The organism is uncultured Phocaeicola sp., assembly GCF_948499155.1.
GTDB lineage: Bacteria > Bacteroidota > Bacteroidia > Bacteroidales > Bacteroidaceae > Phocaeicola > Phocaeicola faecalis.
Genome location: NZ_CAOOSE010000006.1, coordinates 1 through 23594, shown reverse-complemented (window position 1 = coordinate 23594; position 23594 = coordinate 1). Strand labels below are relative to the sequence as shown.

General features: G+C 44.6%; 16 protein-coding genes and 1 pseudogene. 11 read left to right on the top strand and 6 right to left on the bottom strand.

From position 1 onward, the window contains the following. The first annotated feature begins 8 nt into the window (after nucleotides 1-8). Nucleotides 9-1343 carry an MATE family efflux transporter gene (locus tag QYT14_RS06375; RefSeq protein ID WP_288324530.1) on the top strand — a complete coding sequence of 445 codons (1335 nt, stop codon included), beginning with the start codon at nucleotides 9-11 and terminating at the stop codon, nucleotides 1341-1343. On the opposite strand, the pseudogene QYT14_RS06370 reads toward QYT14_RS06375, so the two are convergent. Continuing rightward, nucleotides 1310-1519: pseudogene (locus tag QYT14_RS06370) on the bottom strand (DNA-3-methyladenine glycosylase I); the annotation flags it as partial. The gene QYT14_RS06375 and the pseudogene QYT14_RS06370 sit on opposite strands and share 34 nt — an antisense overlap. A gap of 171 nt (nucleotides 1520-1690) precedes the next feature. On the opposite strand from QYT14_RS06370, the gene pyrH reads away from it, so the two are divergent. Then, on the top strand, nucleotides 1691-2401 hold the full coding sequence (pyrH, locus tag QYT14_RS06365) for a UMP kinase (protein ID WP_237040348.1): 711 nt from the start codon (nucleotides 1691-1693) through the stop codon (nucleotides 2399-2401). 517 nt (nucleotides 2402-2918) lie between these two features. Here pyrH and QYT14_RS06360 read toward each other — a convergent pair. Then, nucleotides 2919-3434 carry a histidine phosphatase family protein gene (locus QYT14_RS06360; protein WP_288324529.1) on the bottom strand — a complete coding sequence of 172 codons (516 nt, stop codon included), beginning with the start codon at nucleotides 3432-3434 and terminating at the stop codon, nucleotides 2919-2921. Nucleotides 3435-3533: 99 nt separating this feature from the next. Here QYT14_RS06360 and QYT14_RS06355 point away from each other — a divergent pair, with 99 nt between their 5' ends. From QYT14_RS06355 to QYT14_RS06320, 8 genes are all read left to right on the top strand, one after another. Beyond that, nucleotides 3534-4940, top strand: coding sequence for a S41 family peptidase (locus QYT14_RS06355; RefSeq protein WP_288324527.1), 1407 nt, complete (start codon nucleotides 3534-3536; stop codon nucleotides 4938-4940). A 99-nt stretch (nucleotides 4941-5039) separates the two neighbouring features. Next, nucleotides 5040-5600: a ribosome recycling factor gene (frr, locus tag QYT14_RS06350; RefSeq protein WP_237040351.1), complete on the top strand. Its 561-nt coding sequence runs from the start codon at nucleotides 5040-5042 to the stop codon at nucleotides 5598-5600. A gap of 9 nt (nucleotides 5601-5609) precedes the next feature. Beyond that, on the top strand, nucleotides 5610-6542 hold the full coding sequence (gene rsgA / locus QYT14_RS06345) for a ribosome small subunit-dependent GTPase A (protein ID WP_237040352.1): 933 nt from the start codon (nucleotides 5610-5612) through the stop codon (nucleotides 6540-6542). 13 nt (nucleotides 6543-6555) lie between these two features. Then, entirely contained in the window at nucleotides 6556-7575 is a 1020-nt protein-coding gene (locus tag QYT14_RS06340; protein WP_237040353.1) for a M20/M25/M40 family metallo-hydrolase, read from the top strand. A gap of 93 nt (nucleotides 7576-7668) precedes the next feature. After that, complete coding sequence (locus QYT14_RS06335; RefSeq protein ID WP_288324526.1) at nucleotides 7669-8745, top strand: efflux RND transporter periplasmic adaptor subunit; 1077 nt, start codon at nucleotides 7669-7671, stop codon at nucleotides 8743-8745. Between the two features lie 18 nt (nucleotides 8746-8763). Continuing rightward, nucleotides 8764-11799: an efflux RND transporter permease subunit gene (locus QYT14_RS06330; RefSeq protein ID WP_288324525.1), complete on the top strand. Its 3036-nt coding sequence runs from the start codon at nucleotides 8764-8766 to the stop codon at nucleotides 11797-11799. Continuing rightward, complete coding sequence (locus QYT14_RS06325; RefSeq protein ID WP_237040356.1) at nucleotides 11796-13115, top strand: TolC family protein; 1320 nt, start codon at nucleotides 11796-11798, stop codon at nucleotides 13113-13115. Before QYT14_RS06330 ends, QYT14_RS06325 begins: the two co-directional genes overlap by 4 nt. Nucleotides 13116-13203: 88 nt before the next feature. Further along, entirely contained in the window at nucleotides 13204-14859 is a 1656-nt protein-coding gene (locus tag QYT14_RS06320) for an amino acid permease (protein WP_288324524.1), read from the top strand. A gap of 234 nt (nucleotides 14860-15093) precedes the next feature. On the opposite strand, the gene QYT14_RS06315 is transcribed toward QYT14_RS06320, so the two are convergent. Then, the gene (locus QYT14_RS06315; protein WP_237040358.1) at nucleotides 15094-16737 is read right to left on the bottom strand and encodes a fumarate hydratase; all 1644 of its coding nucleotides are present in this window, start codon (nucleotides 16735-16737) and stop codon (nucleotides 15094-15096) included. Between the two features lie 141 nt (nucleotides 16738-16878). Between QYT14_RS06315 and QYT14_RS06310 the strand changes: the two genes are divergently transcribed. Further along, nucleotides 16879-18789 carry a CocE/NonD family hydrolase gene (locus QYT14_RS06310; protein WP_288324523.1) on the top strand — a complete coding sequence of 637 codons (1911 nt, stop codon included), beginning with the start codon at nucleotides 16879-16881 and terminating at the stop codon, nucleotides 18787-18789. A 173-nt stretch (nucleotides 18790-18962) separates the two neighbouring features. Here the strand turns inward: QYT14_RS06310 and QYT14_RS06305 are convergent, their stop codons facing one another. The 3 genes from QYT14_RS06305 to hflX are packed head-to-tail and all read right to left on the bottom strand — an operon-like array spanning nucleotide 18963 to nucleotide 23434. Continuing rightward, nucleotides 18963-20126 carry a GTP-binding protein gene (locus QYT14_RS06305; RefSeq protein WP_288324522.1) on the bottom strand — a complete coding sequence of 388 codons (1164 nt, stop codon included), beginning with the start codon at nucleotides 20124-20126 and terminating at the stop codon, nucleotides 18963-18965. A gap of 50 nt (nucleotides 20127-20176) precedes the next feature. After that, on the bottom strand, nucleotides 20177-22162 hold the full coding sequence (locus tag QYT14_RS06300; protein WP_237040361.1) for a DUF4954 family protein: 1986 nt from the start codon (nucleotides 22160-22162) through the stop codon (nucleotides 20177-20179). 12 nt (nucleotides 22163-22174) lie between these two features. Beyond that, nucleotides 22175-23434: a GTPase HflX gene (hflX, locus tag QYT14_RS06295; protein WP_237040362.1), complete on the bottom strand. Its 1260-nt coding sequence runs from the start codon at nucleotides 23432-23434 to the stop codon at nucleotides 22175-22177. Nucleotides 23435-23594: the final 160 nt, after the last annotated feature.

Below are 23594 nucleotides of genomic sequence, written 5' to 3'. Positions count from 1 at the left end.
ATTAAGAGATGCAACTAAGCAACGGAAATAAAAAGATTCTTCAGATTGCCGTTCCTTCCATCGTATCGAACATCACAGTTCCCCTGTTGGGCCTGATAGACGTTACCATTGTGGGACACCTTGGTTCTGCCGCTTATATAGGAGCGATAGCTGTCGGCGGAATGCTGTTTAATATCATTTACTGGATATTCGGTTTTCTGCGTATGGGAACCAGCGGCATGACTTCACAAGCATACGGCAGGCACGATTTAAATGAAGTAACCCGCCTGCTGCTACGCTCTGTGGGGGTAGGATTATTCATCGCCTTGGCCTTATTAGCCCTCCAATATCCCATCGAGAAAGTGGCTTTCACATTGATAGATACCACAGACGAAGTGGCACAACTTTCCACCCTCTATTTCCGCATCTGCATCTGGGGTGCGCCTGCCGTACTGGGGCTATACAGTTTTGCCGGATGGTTTATCGGTATGCAGAATTCGCGCTTCCCCATGTACATTGCCATCACTCAAAACATAGTGAATATCGTGGCAAGCCTTTGTCTGGTCTATGGTTTCAATATGAAAATAGAAGGGGTGGCCATCGGCACATTAACCGCACAATATGCAGGATTAGTGATGGCCTACCTGCTTTGGATTCGTTATTATGGTAGCTTAAGGAAGCGTATCGAATGGCATTCCTCCTTCGGCCGGCAAGCCATGTATCGTTTCTTTCAAGTAAACCGGGATATTTTTTTCCGTACCATCTGCCTGGTAGCCGTTACCGTGTTCTTCACCTCGGCAGGAGCTGCACAAGGAGAAGTCGTTCTGGCTGTCAATACACTGCTCATGCAACTGTTCACTCTCTTTTCGTACATCATGGATGGGTTTGCATACGCCGGAGAAGCGTTGGCCGGCAAATATATCGGTGCCGGCAACAAGCAGGCACTCCATCAGACCGTGCGTCGGCTATTTGGCTGGGGAATCGGCCTTTCTCTTGCCTTTACCTTATTATATGGAATAGGCGGACAGGCTTTCCTTGGATTATTGACAAATGAAGAAACAGTGGTTGCAGCCTCCGGAAGTTATTTTTATTGGGTACTTGCCATACCTTTGGCCGGATTCCCGGCATTCCTGCTCGACGGCATATTCATCGGCGCAACCGCCACCCATCTCATGCTCCGCGCCATGACAGTGGCATCCGGATGCTTCTTCCTTGTTTATTACGGGTTCAAAGGCGCAATGGAAAACCATGCATTGTGGATGGCGTTTATCATCTATCTATTGCTTCGGGGCGTATTGCAAGGCATCTTGGGAAGAAAAATTCTAGGCTACTATCCTTTTCGGCAAAAGCAGTCAGCCAAGTGATTATTGATAAAACCCGAAGCCTGCAAATGAGCATAACAAATCGTCGTTCCAAAGGACTTAAAGCCCCGTTCCTTCATATCTTTGCTCATAGCATCCGATTCGGGAGATGAAACCGGAATCTCGCTTAACGAATGAAAAGTATGAACAACCGGCTTTCTATCGGGGAAGAATGACAGTTCACATACAGTTCGTCCGTTCCACACCAACCGCAACGTCCGTTTATTATACCTTGCATAGTCATCACATTTATAATCCGACACAAAGATAATTGATTCACAGCTCTTATTACAGTGCCAAGTATCAAATTATTTTTTTATCTTTGCCCAAACAATAAATAATAAATCACTATGGCAAGATTTAAAAGAATACTATTAAAGCTGAGTGGCGAGAGCTTGATGGGTGAAAAACAATATGGCATAGACGAAAAACGTCTGGGTGAGTATGCACAACAAATCAAAGAGATTCACGAACTGGGTGTGCAAATCGGTATCGTTATCGGTGGGGGTAACATTTTTCGCGGACTGAGCGGTGCTTCAAAAGGTTTCGACCGTGTGAAAGGCGACCAGATGGGAATGCTGGCAACCGTTATCAACAGCCTCGGGCTGAGTTCCGCCTTGGGTGCAGCCGGAGTAAAAGCACGCGTACTCACTGCCATACGCATGGAACCGATTGGCGAGTTCTACAGCAAATGGAAAGCCATTGAAGCAATGGAAAACGGTGAAGTGGTCATCATGTCAGCCGGTACCGGAAACCCATTCTTTACCACCGACACAGGCTCTTCACTGCGCGGTATCGAAATAGAGGCAGACGTCATGCTGAAAGGCACACGTGTGGATGGCATCTATACCGCCGATCCGGAGAAAGACCCTACAGCTACCAAGTTCGACGATATCACCTATGATGAAGTTTTGCGCCGTGGTTTGAAGGTGATGGACCTCACCGCTACCTGCATGTGCAAAGAAAACAACTTGCCGATTATCGTATTCGATATGGACACACTCGGCAACCTGAAGAAAGTCATGACAGGAGAAAATATCGGTACTTTAGTACATAATTAATGTCACATTTAGGGAGTGTGTCAAAAGCGATAAAGTGTTTTCATTTTGACACACCCTCGTTCTTGATAAGCACAGAACGGCAAGGTTCAGTTATTATTCTTGGAAATTTAATATATCAAGCAAACACCTGTCACCGGATGTTGTCTCCTCCGGTTTTCAAACACTGCATACGTTTATAACTCCCTAAGTCGTTTCATTAGCCGGAGTAAGTGTTTTCATCCTTTCGATTATGCCTTTCTGTCCGTCAGATTACTACAGTCTTCGGCAGTGGACTGTATAGTCCGCTACAGTAGACCGTACAGTCCATTGCAGTGGACTGTACAGTCCGCCGGCGGAGACTGTAATAATCTTCCGTTTAAAAAGCCTTAGCTGACCCTACGAAACGGCTTACTCTTCCCTTTGTGTGGTGATATGTTGAATCCCCAAGAAAACAAGATGCCCCTATGGAAACACCTCCATTCTGGCGAACGTATGGAAGCAGCATACAAAGCCAATGGCACGCTTGTCAATGAAACAATTACAGCATAAACAGTCTCAGTTCTGCATTATTCATTTTGGGCACACTGCGCAAATGCTGTAAAGCTACTCCCTGAATCTGTGCCTGAACCGCACGGTTTATCAATCCGTGCCCGACAGCCAGAAGCGTTTTCCCATCATAGTCCGCCTTTATATAATCAAGAAAACGACCGGCACGCCGATAGAGCATCTCCTCTGTCTCCACATCTGCCGGAATATGATTAAGGTCTACCTCTTTTATATAAAGTCCTGTCCAGCTCCCCCAATCTATCTCGCGAAGCAAATCCGTTGTCTCCCACAGCAAGTGCCTGTCCCCAATCACAATCCGGGTGGTATCCATACAGCGTTTTAAGTCACTGGAAATGACAGCATCCAACGGAATCTCTTTCAAAGAATCCCGTAAAGCCTCCGCTTGAGCAATCCCCTCTGCAGTCAACTGTCCCGGTAAATGCCCTTGGAATATACGCGCTATATTTTCTTCCGTCTGCCCGTGCCGGGCTAAATATAATGAAATCATACTTCTATGTTTTTTGTTACAAAGGTATAAGAAACAGAGCAATAAGGAACAATCCAATATTGTTTTTTGTACATTTGCAAAATGTATAATTACACAGTTATGATGAACAAAAGATGCTATTTATCCCTCTTTTTAGGCTGCCTCATCGGATTTATCGCCATCGGCTGTCAAAAAGAAGAGGATAATTTTGAGACCCCTACATCGGACAATGGGAAAGTGAACCAATGGATAGACAACGCCATGAGAGAAGACTACCTTTGGAATGACGATTTGCCCGGTAAATCATCACTCGACTTCGAAGCTTCCCCTGAAACATTCTTCACCTCATTACTCTCATCAAAAGACGGAAAAAAACTAAGTGACGGCTCGCACCACTACTTCTCTACGATAGAAAAGACTCCCACGAGCAAAGCACGTGCCGTATCGGAAGAAAATTCGTATGGCTTTGAATATATCCTTTATTCCATCAAAGACCAGAACTATTATTATGCCAGAGTGCTGTATGTCCTGCCCGGCTCCCCGGCCGCCGAAAGCGGACTGAAACGCGGAGACTGGATTATAGAAATCAACGGACAGAAAATTCACGCCTCTTCTACCTCTTTACAGTATGGAGGCAGTATCCGATGCACACTCGGCACCCTCAGACTTACAGAAGAAGGCAAATCCTATGCAATAGCCAAAAGCGGGGAAATAACAATCGGAGCCTCCCGCAGCATAGCCAATCATCCCATCTTGAAAGACTCTGTATACCACATCGGAGGGAAGACCATCGGTTATCTGTGCTATAACCATTTCACAAGCGGCCCCACCGGATTCGATGACCACACTTATGAAAACGAACTGAAAGACGTCATCGGCAAAATGAAATCACAACATGTCACGGAATTTATCATCGACCTACGCTATAATGGCGGAGGCAATCTTGCTACCCTGCAACTATTGGGCAGTATGCTCGTGCCTCCCCAAAATCTGAATGATATATTTCTGATAAAAGAGAACAACAAAGGAGAGAAAACGGATGTGGACTTCATCCGAGAAGTTCCTAACCTCAACCTGACAAACCTGTATGCCATCACAGGCAGATATACCGCCTCAGCTTCCGAAGCACTCATCAACGGGCTCTTCCCCTATATGGATGTTACATTAATCGGCAGTACCACCATCGGAAAGAATGTCGGTTCCACTCTCCACAGAAATGAAAAGCTGGGTTGGGATATATGGCCTATTACCATGAAACTATACAATAGCCAAATGGAATCGGACTATGAGGACGGCTTCAAGATTGAGAAATACCGCTACTTTGCCGACGAAATGTCATTGTCGATTAATGATAACTTTAAAGAACTGGGAGATACGAAGGAAATGCTTCTGAGCCATACGCTCAACATCATAGGGGTACAATCCACATCACAATCGAAAGTGCGCAACGCCGGAACCCCGGAAGACATACAACCTTTTTACTCATCACAGGAAAGGAAAACAGAGTTTGGGAAACTTTATAAATAAATCCTCTGCCATATATTGCAGATAATCAAAAAATAAATTACTTTTGTTTCACTAAAAAACAAAGCATTGATAATATATAACTTAAAATAAGAAAACAGTATGATAGACGCAAAGACTTGCATTAACGACGCACAAGAGAAAATGGATATGGCCGTTATGTATCTGGAAGAGGCTTTGGCCCACATCCGCGCCGGAAAAGCCAGCACCAGACTGCTTGATGGTATTCGTGTTGATTCTTACGGAAGCATGGTGCCCATCAGCAACGTAGCTGCAGTAACTACTCCCGATGCCCGCAGCATCGTCATCAAACCATGGGACAAGAGTATGTTCCGCATCATCGAAAAAGCAATTATGGATTCCGAGCTCGGCATCACTCCCGAAAATAATGGCGAAATTATCCGTTTAGGCATTCCCCCTCTGACAGAGGAACGCCGTAAACAATTGGCCAAACAGTGCAAAGGAGAAGGCGAAACAGCCAAAGTAAGTATCCGCAACGCACGCCGCGATGCCATCGACGCTTTGAAGAAAGCCGTAAAAGAAGGCATGCCCGAAGACGAACAGAAAAATGCAGAAGCCAAACTTCAGAAGGTACACGATAAGTACATTGCGAAGATTGAAGAACTGCTTGCCGAGAAAGATAAAGAAATTATGACCGTATAAAAGAACGAAGTGCGCGGATTAGTAATAAGAAATACAGGTAGCTGGTATCAGGTAAAGACGGAAGACGGACAGCTCATTGACTGTAAAATCAAAGGAAACTTCCGACTGAAAGGGATTCGTAGTACCAATCCCATTGCTGTGGGAGACTACGTGAAAATCATTATGAACAATGAAGGTACCGCTTTTATCAGTGAAATAGAAGACCGTAAGAATTATATTATCCGACGTGCCTCAAATCTTTCCAAACAATCACATATACTGGCCGCTAACCTCGACCAGTGTATGTTGATTATCACGATTAATTATCCTGAAACTTCGACTATTTTCATTGACCGCTTTCTAGCTACCGCAGAAGCATATCGCATTCCTGTCAAATTGGTATTCAACAAGACAGATAAGTATGACGAAGATGATTTGCGCTATCTGGATGCCCTGATAAACCTGTACACACACATCGGCTATCCCTGTTTTAAAGTTTCCGCACTGAACCACATCGGTGTAGACGAAATTAAAAAGGATTTGGAAGGTAAGGTCACACTCCTTTCCGGTAATTCCGGCGTAGGCAAATCCACTTTAATCAATGCCATTCTCCCCGAGAAGAACCTAAAGACAGGAGAGATATCCGATTACCATAATAAAGGGATGCACACTACCACTTTTTCTGAAATGTTCCCTATAGCGGGAGACGGATATATTATTGATACTCCGGGTATTAAAGGTTTCGGAACCTTCGATATGGAAGAAGAAGAGGTGGGACATTACTTTAAAGAGATATTCGAATATTCCGCCGACTGCAAATACGGTAACTGCACCCATCGCCATGAACCGGGCTGCGCAGTTCGTGAAGCAGTAGAAAAACATTTAATCAGCGAGTCGCGCTATACTTCTTATCTTAATATGTTGGAAGACAAGGAAGAAGGTAAATATCGCGCAGCCTATTAACAACCATGACTTTATGAAAAGACATCTTATCCTAGCCGCACTCTTTGCGATTGGTGCCACAAACCTGAATGCTGCTTCCCCCAAGAAAACAGCACCGGAAAAGAAAGGAGTAGAAACCATCAACCGTGCAACTGCCGAAGCACATATCGGATTCCTGGCCTGCGATGAACTGGAAGGGCGTGAAGCCGGATGGAAAGGTGGTCGCATTGCCGGTAACTATATCATTTCATGCCTGAAACAAATGGGACTGCAACCTCTATTTGACGATTATGTCCAACCTTTCGAGGTGTGCCATGCCGAACGTCAGGTGAAGAACAAACGCTGGCAAGTTCATCCCGATTCTATCGCCGCCCTGAAAAAAACAGTTCATCAGAAGCTGGACCTGCGCAATATCCTGGCAAAAATAGAAGGTAAGAACCCGAATGAGATTGTAGTTATCGGTGCACATTATGACCATCTTGGTTATGACCCGACTTTGGAAGGCGATCAAATCTACAACGGAGCAGATGACAATGCCTCGGGAGTGGCAGCCGTACTGCAAGTGGCACGCGCTTTTCTGGCAACAGGAGAGCAACCGGAACGTACTGTTATCTTTGCTTTCTGGGACGGTGAGGAAAAAGGCTTGTTAGGTTCGCGCTACTTCACGATGACCTATCCAGAACTAAAGAAAATAAAAGGTTATCTGAACTATGACATGATAGGGCGCAACAACAATGAAGAACAACCCAAAGGTGTCGTTTATTTCTATACCGCCGCTCATCCCGCTTTCGGCGACTGGCTGAAAAAAGACATTGAAGACTACCGCCTGCAACTGGAGCCCGACTATCGTGCATGGGACAACCCTGTAGGTGGAAGTGACAATGGAAGTTTCGCAAAAGAAGGGATACCTATTATATGGTATCACACCAACGGTCATCCAGACTATCATCTGCCGGGTGACGAAGCGGCAAAAATAAACTGGAACAAAACAGTAGATATCACAAAAGCTTCTTTCCTTGCCATGTGGAAACTGGCAAACGAAAAAAAATATTAAAAAGAAGCGCGGCGTTTAAACTTAACACCGCGCTTCTTTTCTAACCTTACAACGATGATTGTATTCATCGGAAATCAGATATCAGAAAGGCACATGAACAAACGAGTTAAATGGGGCATTATATTAATAATCGGAATAGGATTGTCCGGTTTAGGCATCTACCAATTCACCCCACACGAAAATGAAGAGTTAACGGCAGCCGATGCACTGCCCAGAGAGAATAAATCAAAGACACTGAAAGTGAATGCACAAGTCATTACACCGCACTTGCTAACCGATGAAATATTGGTGACAGGACGCTTGGTGCCTGACGAAGAAGTAAACCTCTCTTTTGAAACCTCCGGCAAGATTACCGAAATCTTTTTCACAGAAGGTAGCTCCGTCAAGCGCGGAGAGTTACTTGCCAAAGTAAACGACCGGCAATTGCAAGCTCAACTCAAACGGCTGGAAGCTCAAATACCATTGGCAGAAGACCGTGTTTTCCGCCAAAATGCCTTGTTACAACGCGATGCTGTCAGTAAAGAGGCTTATGAACAGGTAAAAACAGAACTAGCTACCCTGAATGCCGACATTGAAAATGTAAAAGCAAGTATTGACATGACGGAACTCCGCGCTCCTTTTGATGGAATTATCGGATTAAGACAGGTCAGTGTCGGAGCTTATGCCTCTCCTACCACCGTAGTTGCCAAACTGACAAAAATAAGCCCGCTGAAAGTAGAATTCGCCGTACCCGAACGTTACGCACGCGAAATAAAAAAAGGAATGAATCTGGACTTCAGTGTAGAAGGACGGCTCAACGCTTATCCTGCACAAGTATATGCCACAGAATCCAGTCTGGATATGGAAACCCACTCACTGAACATTCGCGCCATCTATCCTAACCGAAACGGAGAGTTATTGCCGGGACGATATGCCGATATTCAGTTGAAACAGAAAGAAATAGCAGATGCAATAGCTATCCCATCAGAAGCAATTGTACCCGAAATGGGAAAGAATAAAGTCTTTGTGTATCGCAACGGAGTGGCGGAACCGACGGATGTAGTTGTCGGTATCCGTACCGAGTCCGAAATCCAGATTGTTCAAGGTTTGGCTATCGGTGACACTATCCTGACTTCGGGTACACTCCAATTACGAAAAGGTATGCCGGTTGAAATCCAGGCTTTTAACTAACCACAAAAAAATGCTTCTATGAATATATCCGAACTTAGTATTCGTAGACCGGTGCTTGCTACCGTACTTACGATTATCATATTACTTTTCGGACTGATAGGCTACAACACACTGGGAGTTCGTGAATACCCATCTGTGGATAATCCTATCATCTCAGTTACTTGCAGCTATTCCGGTGCGAATGCAGATGTGATTGAGAACCAAATCACCGAACCTCTGGAACAGAACATCAATGGCATTCCTGGTATCCGTTCCCTGTCCAGTGTGAGCCAACAAGGGCAATGCCGCATCACGGTAGAGTTTGAATTATCCGTCGACCTTGAGACGGCAGCCAACGATGTGCGAGACAAAGTTTCCCGTGCACAACGCTATCTGCCGCGTGACTGCGACCCTCCCACCGTATCGAAAGCCGATGCCGATGCCGTTCCTATCTTGATGGTGGCTATCCAAAGCGACAGCCGTTCACTACTGGAACTCAGTGAAATAGCCGACTTAACGGTAAAAGAACAATTGCAAACCATATCGGATGTAAGCAGTGTTTCCATCTGGGGTGAGAAACGTTACTCTATGCGTCTGTGGCTTGACCCGACTAAAATGGCAGGTTACGGCATTACTCCGGTAGACGTAAAAAATGCAGTCACCAAAGAAAACATAGAGCTACCTTCCGGAAGTATCGAAGGAAACACTGTCGAACTGACTTTGCGCACAATGGGACAGATGCATACGGCTAAAGAATTCAATAATATTATATTGAAGGAAGTAAACGGCAATGTTATCCGTTTTAGCGATATCGGTTATGCCGAGCTCGGTCCTGCCGATATTAAAAGTTATATGAAAATGAACGGAGTCCCGATGGTGGGAGTTGTCGTGATTCCCCAACCGGGTGCCAACCACATAGAGATAGCCGATGCCGTATACCAACGTATGCAGCAAATGCAAAAAGACCTTCCCGAAGATGTGAAATACAGCTACGGCTTTGACAATACCAAATTCATACGCGCTTCCATTGACGAGGTAAAGACGACGGTATATGAAGCCTTCATACTGGTTATCATTATTATCTTCCTCTTCTTGCGCGATTGGCGCGTGACGTTGATTCCCTGTATCGTTATTCCGGTATCGCTTATCGGAGCTTTTTTCGTCATGTATATTGCCGGATTCTCCATTAACGTACTCACCATGCTGGCCGTTGTATTATCCGTTGGTTTGGTGGTGGACGATGCCATTGTAATGACCGAAAATATTTATATCCGAATTGAACGGGGAATGAAACCGTTCGAAGCAGGAATCGAAGGAGCAAAAGAAATATTCTTTGCCGTGATATCGACTACCATCACACTGGTTGCAGTTTTCCTCCCCATCGTGTTTATGGAAGGAACCAGTGGACGCCTGTTCCGCGAGTTCAGTTTTGTTGTAGCCGGTTCGGTCATCATCTCCTCATTTGCCGCATTGACATTTACCCCGATGCTTGCCACCAAACTATTGGTGAAACGTGAGAAGCAGAGTTGGTTCTACCGAAAGACAGAACCATTCTTTGAGGGTATGAACCGCATTTATGCCCGCTCATTGGATGCTTTCTTAAAAAAGCGTATGTTGGCTATCCCTATAACTCTATTGATGTTGATTGCCATCGGAATATTATGGAGTTATATTCCGGCAGAAATGGCACCGATGGAAGACCGTTCACAAATCAGCATTAATACCCGCGCAGCCGAAGGAGCCAGTTATGAATATATCCGCGATTACACCGAAGATATCAATAATCTGGTTGACTCTATCGTCCCTGATGCTGAATCGGTTACGGCACGTGTGTCAAGCGGTAGCGGTAATATCCGTATCACACTGAAAGACATAAAAGACCGCGATTACACCCAAATGGAAGTGGCCGAACGTATCTCAAAGGCTATCCGCAACAAAACAAAAGCCCGAGCCTTTGTCCAACAGCAATCTTCCTTTGGCGGACGCAGGGGAAGTATGCCTGTACAATATGTGCTGCAAGCCGTCAGCATTGAAAACTTGGAGAAAGTGTTACCCAAATTTCTAAGCAAAGTATACGATAACCCGACATTCCAAATGGCCGACGTCGACTTGAAATTCAGCAGTCCCGAAATGAGAGTCAATATCAACCGCGACAAAGCGGGAACAATGGGTGCCAGCGTGCGCGATATTGCAGAGACATTGCAATACGGCCTCAGCGGACAACGTATGGGCTACTTTTATATGAATGGAAAACAATACGAGATTTTAGGGCAAATCAACCGTCAACAACGGAACAAACCTTCCAATATCAAGTCCATCTATATCCGAAACGACAAAGGAGAAATGATTCAGTTGGATAATCTGGTAGAATTCGTAGAGTCTGTAGCACCACCCAAACTTTACCACTACAACCGTTTTATCTCGGCTACCGTCTCTGCGGGACTTGCCGATGGAAAGACAATCGGACAAGGATTGGAAGAGATGGACAAGATTGCCTCCGAAACCTTGGATGACAGTTTTCGTACCGCACTTTCGGGCGATTCTAAAGATTATCGCGAAAGTTCGTCCAGCCTGATGTTTGCCTTTATACTGGCACTGATACTTATTTACCTCATTCTGGCGGCACAATTCGAAAGCTTCAAAGACCCGTTCATTATTATGCTGACAGTACCGTTGGCCATTGCGGGAGCACTTATCTTTATGTTTGCCGGCGGAATTACAATGAATATCTTCAGTCAAATCGGTATCATCATGCTGATTGGTCTGGTGGCAAAGAATGGTATCCTGATTGTAGAATTTGCCAATCTGAAGCAAGAATCGGGTGAAGACAAGATGGCGGCCATCCGAAATGCAGCCTTGCAGCGCCTCCGCCCCATCCTAATGACCAGTGTTTCCACCATATTGGGACTGATTCCTTTGGCTTTTGCAACCGGAGAAGGAGCCAACCAACGTATCGCCATGGGTACGGCCGTTGTAGGCGGTATGCTTGTTTCCACTCTGCTCACCATGTACATCGTACCGGCTATTTATACTTATATTTCCACTAACCGAAAAGTTAAAACAGAAACCGTATGAAACGAATCATTATAACAATGTGTATCTGTCTGGCAGGAATAACCGGGATATATGCACAATACCCTTATACACTAAAAAAATGTCTGGAAGAAGGACTCGCCAATAACTATTCCATCCGCATCACCCGCAACGAAGAGCAAGTGAGCCACAACAATGCCACACTAGCCAATGCCGGTTATCTGCCTACACTCGATTTATCGGCAGGATATAGCGGTTCACTGGACAATACCGACAGTAAAAGCCGCAGCACCGGAAGCACCACCAGCGAACGCAATGTCTACGACCAAACCCTGCAAGCCGGACTGGACGTAAACTGGACACTCTTTGACGGATTTAACATCAGCACAACCTACAAGCAATTGAAGGAACTGGAACGGTTGGGAGAAACAAACACCCGCATCACGCTGGAGGATTTCATAGCCGGACTGACCGCCGAATATTACAACTACGTCCAACAAGAGATACGTTTGAAGAATTTCCTATATGCCGTATCACTGTCTAAAGAGCGTCTGCGTATCGTAGAAGAACGTTACCATATCGGTAACTTCTCCCGACTGGACTACCAGCAGGCAAAAGTAGACTTCAATGCCGACAGTGCACAATATATGAAACAACAAGAACTGGTGGTGACCTCCCGCATTAATCTGAATGAACTGATGGCTGTGCAAGAAGTCAACCGCCCCCTACGTCTCCATGATTCCATCATCACGGTCAATGACGTACTGAATTATGACGAACTGTGGTCTGCAACTCTATCGACCAATGCCGGACTGCTCAGAGCAGACCAGAATACGACCATCGCCCAATTAGACTACCGGAAAGTATTGTCACGCAACTATCCTTATGTGAAACTGAAAGCCGGATATGGCTATACATTAAATAAATATGAAACTAACGCCACCAGCCGCAGAAGCAATTGGGGACTGAACGGAGGCATCACAGTAGGCATCAACTTATGGGACGGCAACCGACGCCGTGAGAAACGCAATGCCAGCCTTGCCATCCGCAATTCACAACTGGAACGCGAGCAACTGGAGCTGGGATTGAAGGCCGACCTAAGCAACTTATGGCAGGCCTACCGCAATAACTTGCGCCTGTTAAATCTGGAACGTCAAAATCTGGTTGCCGCCCGCGAGAACCATGAAATAGCCAAAGAGCGCTATCTGCTCGGCGACCTGTCAGGTATCGAAATGCGTGAAGCGCAAAAAAGTTTGCTCGATGCAGAAGAACGTATACTTTCAGCAGAATATGATACCAAGATATGCGAAATATCCCTGCTCCAAATAAGCGGTAAAATAACGAAATATCTCGAATAATCGTTATAGAGTTTACTGCGCGTTTGTATTTCAGGGCGGTAATCCGTACCTTTGCGCCCAATTATCACTAATTACGTTATAAAAAGATATGGGATTATTTATTAGAAAACCTTTTTCCATGCTTCAAGCCGAAGCAAACGAATCAGGCGCAAAGTCACTTAAAAGAGTATTAGGTGCATGGAGTTTGGTAGCATTGGGAGTAGGCGTGATTATCGGTGCGGGATTATTCTCCATCACAGGAACAGTAGCAGCAGGATATACCGGCCCTGCCATTACACTCTCTTTTGCCATTGCAGCCATTGGATGCTGTTTTGCCGGGCTATGCTATGCTGAATTTGCCTCAATGATACCCGTAGCTGGTAGTGCATATACCTATTCATACGCCACCATGGGAGAACTGATAGCATGGATAATCGGCTGGGACTTAGTTCTGGAATATACAGTAGCGGCCACCACGGTCAGCATCAGTTGGAGCAGATACCTTGTCGTTTTTCTCGAAGGAGTGGGAATCAACCTTCCGCACGCGCTCACAGCCTGCCCGTGGGACGGAGGCATTATCAATATTCCGGCTTTCCTTATCGTAGTACTGATGAGTATCTTCCTGATTAGAGGTACGGAAGGAAGTTCTATCTTCAACGGTTTCATCGTATTCCTGAAAGTAGCTGTCATACTCACTTTCGTGGTACTGGGCTGGAAATACATCAACGCAGAGAACTACACTCCTTACATTCCTGCCAACACAGGAACATTGGGAGAGTTCGGCTTGTCGGGTGTACTGCGTGGAGCCGCCATTGTATTTTTCGCCTTTCTCGGCTTTGATGCCGTAAGTACGGCCGCTCAAGAAACCAAGAACCCTAAACGGGATATGCCCATCGGGATACTCATGTCACTGTTAATCTGTACCATACTTTATATGGTCTTTGCCCATGTAATGACAGGAGTCGCCCACTACACCGACTTTGCCGGCCAACAAGGTATCGCACCTGTAGCCGTAGCCATCGACCACATGGGACATGCAGATGCAGCCGGCATCATTCATCCCGATTACCCATGGCTGAACCGCGCCATCGTACTCGCCATCCTTTTCGGTTATTGTTCTGTCATTATGGTTACTTTATTAGGGCAAAGCCGTGTCTTCCTCAGCATGAGCCGTGACGGATTATTACCGCCTTTCTTCTCACATATCAATGAGAAATTCCGTACGCCGGCACGCAGCAATCTGCTGTTCATGATTATTGTAGGATTGCTGGCCGCATTTGTTCCGGCACGCGTAGCCGGCGAGATGACCAGTATCGGGACTCTTTTTGCTTTTACCCTAGTTTGTGCAGCCGTTTTGATTGTCCGCAAAAGTATGCCTGAAGTGCATCGTGCCTTTAAGACACCCTTTGTGCCGGTAGTGCCTATTTTGGGAATCCTGACCTGCCTTTGCATGATGCTATTCCTTCCGGCGGATACCTGGATTCGATTGGTATTGTGGATGCTGATTGGTTTGGACATCTATGCCTGTTATGGAGTAAAACACAGCAAACTGGAGCAGCACATCCCCCGCCGAAGCGGACTTACCATACTCAACATGATAGGTATTGCCTTATCTGTCTTATCCGTTATCACAGGGTTATGGCATCAGCAGACAGTAGGCTGGGACGAAGATAAAACTTTGCTTATTATCTCATTCGTCTTCGCTTTTACTCACTGTGCTTTCTATATGGTACGCATTTGGAGACAGACTTCCCAAAAGAAATAAAAAAACAGAAGACGCAACGAATATCGTAAAGGCAGTTTCACCGCCATAAAAAGGAATGAGGGTGTCAAAACTAAACCGAGCTATCCCATCGTCAGCTGTAGGGGCAGGGTTTGCCTGCCCGAAGACACAAAGCAAACTGTTTTCGGGCGAGCGAACCTCGCCCCTACGAACGAAACGACAGCATTATCCACGTTTTGACACAACCCTATTGTTATTTATAAAAGAGTATATTGCTTATTTACAGTTACCCAAGCAACGCGGTTTCAACTGTTTGAAGAAATCGTTCCCCTTATCGTCTACCAAGATGAATGCAGGGAAATCTTCCACTTCAATCTTCCAAATGGCTTCCATACCCAGTTCAGGATATTCCACACATTCGATGCTCTTGATATTGTTTTGTGCAAGGATGGCAGCCGGTCCACCGATAGAGCCCAAATAGAAACCACCATGTTTCTTGCAAGCATCGGTTACTTGCTGGCTGCGATTACCTTTTGCCAACATAATCATGCTGCCTCCATGCTCTTGGAACAAGTCCACATACGGGTCCATACGTCCTGCAGTGGTGGGGCCCATAGAACCACACGCCATGCCTTCCGGTGTTTTAGCCGGACCAGCATAATAGATAGGATGGTCTTTAATATATTGAGGCAAATCTTCGCCGCGGTCCAAACGTTCTTTCAACTTAGCATGAGCAATATCACGGCCAACGATGATTGTTCCGTTCAATGAAAGGCGGGTAGCTACCGGATATTTAGTCAATTCTTTCAGGATATCCGCCATCGGCTGATTCAGGTCTATCTTTACAGCATCACCTTCACCTGCTTCGCGAAGTGCTGCCGGAATCAATTCACCCGGTTTGTCATCCATCTTTTCAATCCAGATACCGTCTTTGTTGATTTTACATTTAATATTACGGTCGGCAGAGCAAGATACCCCAAGCCCAATCGGACAAGAAGCACCATGACGGGGCAAACGGATAATACGAACATCGTGTGCCATATATTTACCACCAAACTGAGCTCCCAAACCAATCTTGTAAGCCTCTTCCAATACTTGCTTTTCAAGTTCTACGTCACGGAACGCACGTCCGTACTCATTACCCGTAGTGGGCAATTCATCATAATAATGAGTGGATGCCAATTTCACTGTCAGCAAGTTCTTTTCAGCCGATGTACCGCCAATTACGAATGCAATATGATAAGGAGGACAAGCAGCCGTGCCCAAAGTTTTCATCTTTTCTACCAAGAACGGTACCAAAGTAGCCGGATTCAGCACAGCCTTCGTTTCCTGATATAAATAAGTCTTATTGGCAGAACCGCCACCCTTAGTAACACAAAGGAAGTGATATTCCATGCCCTCAGTAGCCTCCAAGTCAATCTGTGCGGGCAAATTACATTTAGTATTCACCTCATCATACATATTCAGAGGAGCATTCTGAGAGTAACGCAGATTCTCTTCCGTATAAGTCTTATACACACCTTCAGAAAGAGCTTCCTCATCGCAATAACCAGTCCAAACCTGCTGGCCTTTCTCACCGTGGATGATAGCTGTACCGGTATCTTGGCAAAGCGGTAATTTACCTTTGGCAGAAACTTCCGCATTACGCAAGAAAGTCAAGGCTACATATTTATCATTGTCACTAGCTTCGGGATCGTTCAGAATCTTAGCAACCTGTTCGTTGTGCGAACGGCGGAGCAAGAACGAAACGTCGCGGAATGCAGCATTTGCCATTGCAGTCAAACCTTCTTTTGCAATCTTCAAGATAGGTTTTCCTTCAAACTCACTTACTGACACATAGTCCTTGGTCAGCAAATAATACTCAGTTTTGTCAGGTCCCAAATCGAACATGGGCTGATAGTGGAACGGAGGTGTTGCCATAATGATACTTATTTTAGTTAATTAGTTATTAGTGTCACAAAGGTAGCAACTATTATCGAAATTTTTCCTTAATTAGCGTAAAAACTTTCAGAGAATGTCCTTACCTTTGCCGACTCATTATTAAATAACCTAATATTATATATGGAAAGAACAGGCAAATTACTTTTTATCACTTCTTTATTTTTATGTCTTTTCGGTCTGAAAGGGTGGAGCCGCGACAGAGCCACCAACCAACCGGACAGTCTGGAACTCCGGCTCATGGAAATCTATACCAAGCGAGAAGTCATGATTCCGATGCGTGACGGAGTACAGCTCTACACTGCTATTTACGAACCAAAAGACAACAGTCGGAAACACCCCACACTGATGATGCGTACCCCTTATTCGTGCAGTCCATACGGAGAAAGATTTGACGATTATCTGAAAACTGCATTGAAGAAGTACGTGGACAACAACTACATCATTGTCTTTCAGGATGTACGCGGCCGCCATAAGAGCGAAGGGGACTTCGTGCAACTACGTCCGTTAAACAAAAATAAGAAGGGGAAAAAGAATAAGAAAAATATAGATGAAGCCACCGATACTTATGACACCATCGAATGGTTGATTCATCATACTCACAGCAACGAGCGAGTGGGAACCTGGGGCATCAGCTATGAAGGTTTCTATGCCACCATGACCGCCTCATGCAATCATCCGGCATTAAAAGCCGTTTCACCGCAAGCACCGGTCACAGACTGGTTCAGAGGAGACGACCGCCATCACAATGGCGCATTTACCCTCCTGCAAACCACTAATTTTCTCCCCCGTCTGGAAGGTCGCAACATGGGAAAGGGTGTAATGCATCAGATTGTGAAAAACGATGTATATACTGATTTCCTGTCTATCGGCACATTTAAAGATATAGACAATCTGGTGAAAGATACGACTGAAACCATGTGGAACGATATCAAGAACCATCCCAACTTCGACGAGTTCTGGAAAGAACGAGATGCACGTACCTCTTGCTACAATCTGAAACCGGCTATATTGGTAGTGGGAGGGCTGTATGATTCAGAGGATTGCTATGGTGCATGGAACTTATACAAAGCAATCAAAGAGCAGTCTCCCGAAACCGACCTTTATCTGACTTTCGGTCCTTGGTGGCATGGTGCTTGGACCCGCCGCAATTTCCAAAGTATCGGAAATGTCTATTTCGGCAAAAGTACTTCAGCTTATTATATGGATGAAATTCAGTATCCCTTCTTCCGTTATTTCTTGGAAGGGGAAGGAGAAAAACCCGAAAAGCGGGTAAACATATTCTATTCCGGTGAAAACGAATGGAAGACTTATGAAGAGTGGCCTGCAAAAGAAATGGTTTCGACTCCTTATTATATTCATGCCGACGGTTCAGTATCGACTCAGGCACCGACCGAAGAGAAATCGTATACAGAATATGTATCGGATATGTCACGACCGGTCCCTTATACAGCCAATCCGACTACTTACCGCACATTGGAATATATGATTGATGACCAACGTTTTGCCGCTTCACGCCCAGATGTCATTACCTTCATGACCGAACCGCTGCAGGATACACTCACGTTGGCAGGCCCCATCGGGGTAGAGCTTATGACAGCCATAAGCAGCACCGACGCAGACTTCATGGTGAAAGTAATTGATGTTTACCCCGAAAGATTTGAATATCCACAAGAAATACGCAAACAACTGAAAAGCAACTATCCCATGAGCGGATTTCAGCAAATGGTCCGCGGCGAATTGTTCCGAGGACGTTTTCGGGAAGGGTTCGACACACCCAAACCTTTCAGGCCGGAAGAAATTACACAGGTCAACTATACGTTGTACGATGTAGCCCACTCTTTCCTGCCCGGACACAGGCTGATGATTCAAATCCAAAGTTCATGGTTCCCCATTATTGACCGCAACCCTCAGAAGTTCATAGACACTTATCATTGCGGAGTGGAGGATTTTGTGATGAAACAAAGCATTAAGATATTTCACCAGCAAGGCGCTGCCACCAGATTACTACTTCCGGTAGTAAAGAAGAAGTAGGACAGCAACAGGAGGAAGATTGTCCTACAGGCAAATATACTTATTTATAGAATCTGTTTTAGGCACAGAAAACATGGAACTTACGGAATAAGAAAAAATAATCCGTGTTTGTCCCTGAGTTCTGTGCCTAAAAGAAACTCTTAACAGTCTATTGAAGCATTCATCCTCCTATATTATTCCAGGCACTCATCTAAGTCACGTATCAACTGTTCCTTATCCAAATGCTGACCAATGAAGACAATCTTCTGCATACGATCACCGTATTTATCATCCCAATCACGCAGTAGGCCCGGTTCCTGACGCATCACTTCCATCAACTCCTCTTCCGGTGCCGTGGCATACCACAAGCCTGCTTCTTTCAGTTTCTTCTGCACACCGGCTTGTTCAAAAAGGAAAGACATATCAGGGTTATTGCTAAAATAGCATACACCTTTGGCACGGATGATATTGCGACTCCATTTGGTAGCAACAAAACGGTCGAACTTATGAATATCGAACGCAGGACGGCGGTAATAGACAAAAGTACCGATGCCGTATTCTTCCACTTCGCCGCCTTCGTGATGATGATGGTGATGTTCATGTCTTTCGGCCTCTTGTTTCTGCTCTTCCGTAAGTGCTCCTTCTATTCCGCGCACCCAACCGGCAGAAGTGGCAGTATGCTCAAAGTCAAACTTTCCGGTATTAATAATCTTATCCAAACCAACCCCGGCATAATCACATTCTATTATTTCGGCAACCGGTTGCAAAGTACGGATAATCTGCTTAATACGCTCCAATTCCTCACGCTTCACTTCCGAAGCCTTATTCAACAGGACAATATTACAGAATTCAATCTGCTGGATAATCAGATTTTCAATATCTTCTTCATCAATACCTTTACGAATTAAATCATTGCCACACGAAAACTCACTTTGCAAACGCAAGGCATCCACTACAGTCACAATGCAATCCAACCGGCATGAACCATGTACAGCGTTCATCCCTGAAATAGAACAAATGGTCTGTGCAATAGGAGCCGGTTCGCAGACACCGCTTGCCTCAATGACAATATAATCAAAGCGTCCCAATTTCATAATGTCATCTATCTGCTCTACCAAATCCATCTTAAGGGTGCAGCAGATACAACCATTCTGAAGTGCCACCAAACTATCGTCTTTCTTATCTACAATTCCACCTTTCTGAATTAAGTCAGCATCAATGTTCACCTCACCAATGTCATTGACTATAACTGCGAACTTGACACCACGCTTATTAGTGAGAATATGATTGACCAACGTCGTTTTTCCACTGCCCAAATAGCCGGTCAGCAGTAATATAGGTATTTCTTTTATTTTCATGCTAATTATTATTTTATTGTATTCACATTCAGAATCCTTCGCTTCTTTAGCTACAAAAAGCCAATACGTTCTATCAATTCATTGCCTAAAGCCGTCTTGACCTCGATATGCTGCAACACGGCAGTCACAAATGGGTTGCTTTCAAAGACACCGCGTACCTGCTCAAAGTCCTGTTCTTTTTCCTCTCGCGAACCATCTGCGCCAAATCCGGTCATGGCAGACAAAGAAAACTCTTTCTTGGCATCTGCATAAACCATTTTATCGAGTTCCACTACTGCTTCCTGCCATTGTTTCACAATAGCAACCACATCTTTAGCTGTAATGGTTTCGGATTGCAAATGGTAATATTCGAGCATCTTTCCATACGCCCAAGTCCACTCATAGGTATAATAGTTATGATGCATTTCTACAAAACGTTCATGTATTTGGTCTACATTAGTCAATACACCCGATTCTATATCTGCCATCAACTTTTCTATTTCACTCTTCGGAGCTATCAAGCCTGAGATATCCACCCATTCCCCTGTCCCTGTTTCTGTATCAGGAATTAATCGGGCACGGATTTCTTCATCACTTGCAAAATGCATCTCCTCCAAACGCTTAATCAAAGAATTACCCAAGAACTTATGAATGGCAAGTTCATAAAAACGAATACCATTATTTAAAGACGAGTTTTTAATTTTCGCACTTTGATAAGAATAAGTCTCAGAGGTCTCACCGGAAACCCTTCGCAATTCCTTCAGGATATCACGTCCCTTCATCATCTTCTGGATGGTATAAGGGCTTAAAAGATTATAATTGATTTGGTCTAAGCGATTCGAATCTTTCCGCTTGTCCCGCTTCGGCCATTTTTGGGCATCACGAATCGTTCCTACACTACGCAGATTTACCCCCGGCACTAAATAGGTAGTATTTTGCTGTTCTATCAAATAGGAAAAAGGAAGGTTGGACGTATCCGAATGATTCACATGACGCCCCATTACCAAAGAAAAAGCGCCGACTCTTGCCGGCCACAGAATATAAGAATCAGAAGTAGTCTTTGCTCCCCGTTCCATTGCTCCCTGATGGATTGGGCCCAATTTATACATGTGATTACTCTGATTAGAACCCGAACCTGCATTCATAAACGAGAACATGCCGGCAATAAGCAATGTGGATTTATGGTGGGTAACAGTAAACGGCCCTGCAAAGATGGCACAGGCTTCTCCGTTCTCTTCCTGACAATTGCTGAAAAACAATGAATCGGATGCAGAATAATTATGTCCCAAATGACAGGCTTGACCAATAAAACAACGAGTCAGCATAGTACCATCCTCTATACTGGAGCCACTAGACACAATAAAATCGTCGCAGACCACACCATATCCAATATGAATCGGAGCTGTCTCATTACTGTTCAAACTTCCATTCTTCAACCGTCCGGCCCCTTCTATCTTACAATAATTACCGATACGCACATTCTTTATATATCCGGCGTCTACAATTGTCACATGGTGTCCGATAGAACCTGTCTCAGATGCATTCTCTTCCGCATATTTATCGATAATCGCTTTCATCCGGCAAATCAATTCGGGACGATGGCGGTACAGTGCCATAATATAAGATTGATGAGCCGACAAACGGTCATGAATAATTACTTCACGCCCTCCTGTCTCATTCAGAACAGCTACCTCCACCCCATTGCCGAACTTAGTCTTGCCGTCTACCAGTATAATATCGACATTTTCAATGAAAGTATAATCACCAATCACATAATTGGCTATGTAATTCTTAATATTCTCGATACAACAATTATCGCCCACTGTCACATTGTGCAACGTCGTATGAAACAAACCCGAATGTTTGCACATACCACCAGCAAGGATAAACTCCTCTTCAAAGACTCCCAACTTCACCTTTCCTGAGAAACGGGTATGGTAAATATAGTCGGTCTTAAAATTCTCTACTACTTCAACGTCCGCCCAATTGACAGCCGTACATGAGTGTTCTTTCAGTTGTTGTATTTCCTGCAGTGTCAGTGAACGATAAGTATTCATAACCGGTATATTTTATATCTCTGTTTCGTCATAAGTCTGATAAAGAAAATCATTATATGGATACTTTTGCACATGGAGTTCCCTCACCTTATTATATATGATATTCTTCAGTTCTTCCAAATTGGTTTTCTCTTTTGCCGAAATGAAAATACAATTATCATTTAATTTAGCCATCCACGTTTTCATCAATTCATCCAAAGTAATATTCTCCTTTGTTTTAGGAGTCAAATCATCTTCAGGCTTCTCAATATAAGTGTATGCATCAATTTTGTTAAACACAATCATGGTAGGCTTACCACCGGCACCTAAATCAGCAATGGTTTTATCTACTACTGCTATTTGTTCCTCGAAATCAGGATGCGAGATATCCACTACATGAATCAGCAAATCCGCTTCACGCACTTCATCCAATGTCGATTTAAAGGAATCGACCAAATCTGTCGGCAACTTACGGATAAACCCTACTGTATCCGTCAAGAGGAAGGGCAAGTTATCAATTATAACCTTACGCACAGTCGTATCCAAGGTAGCAAACAACTTGTTTTCTGCAAATACTTCACTTTTTGAAAGCAGATTCATCAATGTAGATTTTCCTACGTTGGTATATCCTACCAATGCCACACGTATCATTCGGCCACGGTTCTTCCGTTGAGTAGTCTTTTGCTTATCAATCTCCGCCAAACGCTCCTTCAATAGAGACATACGGTTCAAGATAATACGACGGTCCATTTCCAACTGTGTTTCACCCGGTCCGCGCAAACCTACAGAACCTTTTCCACCACCGGCACCAGAACCGCCACCCTGACGTTCCAAGTGTGTCCATAAGCGTTGCAGACGAGGAAGCATATATTTGTATTGGGCCAACTCCACTTGAGTTTTGGCATTTGCCGTTTGCGCACGCATGGCAAAAATATCAAGAATCAGCGAAGTACGATCAAGTATCTTCACCTTCAGTTCAGCCTCAATATTCCGTATCTGCTTTGCAGAAAGCTCATCATCAAAAATCACCATTCCGATTTCTCGTTCTTCCTCTTCCTCCTGATGAATATATTCTTTGATTTCTTCCAATTTCCCTTTACCAACATAAGTCACAGAGTTGGCAGACGGTAACTTTTGAGTATACCTCTTCACAACCGTCGCTCCTGCCGTTTCCGCCAAGAACTCCAATTCGTCCAGATACTCCATTGTCTTCCGTTCATCCTGAGTCTGTGTTATAAGACCTACCAGAATAGCCGTTTCAACTTGTGCTTCAGATATTACAAATTCTTTCATTTATCTATGATTATAAATAAGTTCGCGACAAATATAACAAAAAAAGAGGATGAACGTTGAACGTTCATCCTCTTTTTTATGATTCTTCTGAGATATGAATCCTCCTGTTTAATTCTATAAAAGCCCTAGAACATGGTATCTTTTTCATTAAACAGTTTTT